The sequence below is a fragment of the Flavobacterium weaverense genome, from assembly GCF_003688495.1.
In the GTDB taxonomy this organism is placed as follows: domain Bacteria; phylum Bacteroidota; class Bacteroidia; order Flavobacteriales; family Flavobacteriaceae; genus Flavobacterium; species Flavobacterium weaverense.
In genome coordinates this window covers 1-2,270 of the sequence record NZ_REFH01000002.1, presented here as the reverse complement: position 1 = coordinate 2,270, position 2,270 = coordinate 1, and the positions used below count along the sequence as shown (strand labels likewise).

The window sequence follows — 2,270 nt, the reverse complement described above, 5'->3', positions numbered from 1 at the left end:
ACTGTTGCTATTACAAAATTAGCGCATTGGTATAATGATGTAGATAAATTAGGGATTAAGAGCTTTAACACCATTATGAATACTGTAAAAATAAATTATGATTCTATCTTAAACTATTTTGACAAACGAAGTACAAATGCTTCCGCAGAATCCTTTAATGCTAAAATAAAAGCCTTTAGGAATCAATATAGAGGAGTCAGAAAAGTTGATTTCTTCCTATTTAGATTAACTAAGTTATTTGCATAATCCCCAAGTTTTGTTCTTGATCCGTAAAAATAGACTTTGGTTCCTGAACTTGTACAAAAATTAAATTTATAAGTTAAAAGCAGTAAAATAGGGTTATACTATGTAATAAATAAAATTCAATTTCATTGTTGGGAAAATGTCGGAAAAATTTAAAAACAAAAACCCTAACTAATTGAAAATCAATTGTTAGGGTTTTAATTCCGCGGAGAAAGAGGTTCCGTTGCCTTTATGTTTTTCCCAGTATTTATAGGGGTTTACGATATACTATTTAAGAACAGGGACACCTATAGGGTCACTTCCAAAGTTTTGTTTTTTTTATATTGAATAAAGGTAATAAATTTTATTAAAAAAATGGCCAAATATTCACTATCGGTATAGTTGAAAGTGATTTTCGAAATGATATACTCTAGATTAAATTTTCCCGTGTATAGCTATTTTTATTAGCAAATAGCTATTCTAAGATTTCATTTTGAAAAAAATAAAACATACAAACTACTGCACGTATATTTTAAATTATTCTATCTTCAAGTATTAGACAAGCTTATGAAAGTATGTAGTTGATCATGTGTCCAATTGTGCAGTATCTTTTATTAATCGAATTACTTCTGCTTTTACATAGTTCATTTTACAGTAATTTTTTTTATGCAAGGAAAGTCTTTAAATTCTATTTTTGAAATCGTTGATCAAACAGCATTTAATTGTATACTAAAAGTACTTCCTAATCCCAGTTCACTCTTTACACCGATTATACCATTCTGAGCTTCAATAAATTCTTTGCTAATGGCTAAGCCTAAGCCAGTTCCTAATTTATGACTTCCTGGAATTTGGAAATATTTATCAAAAACTTTATTCTTGTAATGACTATCAATCCCTTTTCCTTTGTCTATAACTTCAAAAAGGATTGTGTTATTCTCTTTTCTTACTTTGACAATAATTTTACTATTTTCAGAGGAGTAGGTGATGGCATTTGTTAAAAAGTTAATGAGAACCCAAGCTGTTTTATCGTTATCCGCCTTTACAAATGGTAAGTTTTCTTCGGCATCGATCATAATAGTTATTGCTTTTTGGTCGGCTTTTACTTTCACAGCTGCTATCGCATAATTTATTATTTCGTATGGACTGTTGTTTTCTATGGTTAGATGTATGTTTCCCGTTTCTACTTGAGATAAATCGAGTAATTCTCCTGTAATTTTTAGTAATCTTTCACTATCTTCTTTGATACTTGTAATTAATTGTTTTTGATCCTCATTCATCTTTCCAGTATCTTCTTTTTCAAGAATTTGCAAACTCATTTTTATCGAAGATATAGGCGTTTTTAATTCATGAGAAACCGTGGCTATAAAATTGGTTTTTGCAAAATCTAGCTCTTTAAAAACAGTAATATTTCTTAGAATGATTACATCGCCAATATCAATTGTTTTGTCTTCACCGGTTGGTTTAATGTTAATATTCACAATTTCCTTCTCGAAATAACTTTCAATATTATCTGCAAAAATCTTCATTGGCTCGACTTTCTGGTTACCATCACGCAGTGTGCTGATTATAAGTGATTTCATTAAATCATTAGTAAGAGCTAGAGTAGTGGCCAATTGTCCTACAACTTCACTAGATTTTAAACCAATGATTTTCAAAGCTTCATTATTTACAAATAGTATTGTTCCTGTATTGTCCAATCCAATAATTGGATCGTGCATATTATTGATCAAGGTTTCTAATCGTTTTTTCTCAAATGATAATTTGTGTAAGTTACTGCTACTGTATTCTTGTAATTTCTCCGCCATTGAATTGAATGATTTTGCTAAATCTCCAAATTCATTATGATTCATGAAATTTACTCGTTGTGAGTAATTTTTATTAGCAATTTCCTTGATACTATCTGTAAGTTCTCTAATAGGATTGGCAATATTATTGGGTAAATTTACTAATAAGTTAAAAGCAATCAAGAAACATAACGTTCCTGTAATAGCAATCCATAAGTTGGCCGTTTCAGCAGTATGAGTTGCCACATCGCTTTTTTGCTTAAT

The 2,270-nt window shown here is 29.7% G+C and carries 2 protein-coding genes; one reads left to right on the top strand and one right to left on the bottom strand.

The genetic code is table 11. The features are described from left to right. Positions 1-246: transposase (locus tag BC961_RS00020; RefSeq protein ID WP_147440518.1), on the top strand; the 246-nt coding region annotated here is incomplete at its 5' end. A 683-nt stretch (positions 247-929) separates the two neighbouring features. On the opposite strand, the gene BC961_RS00015 is transcribed toward BC961_RS00020, so the two are convergent. After that, a partial coding sequence (locus tag BC961_RS00015) for a histidine kinase dimerization/phospho-acceptor domain-containing protein (RefSeq protein ID WP_121923822.1) occupies positions 930-2,270 on the bottom strand: 1,341 nt, incomplete at its 5' end.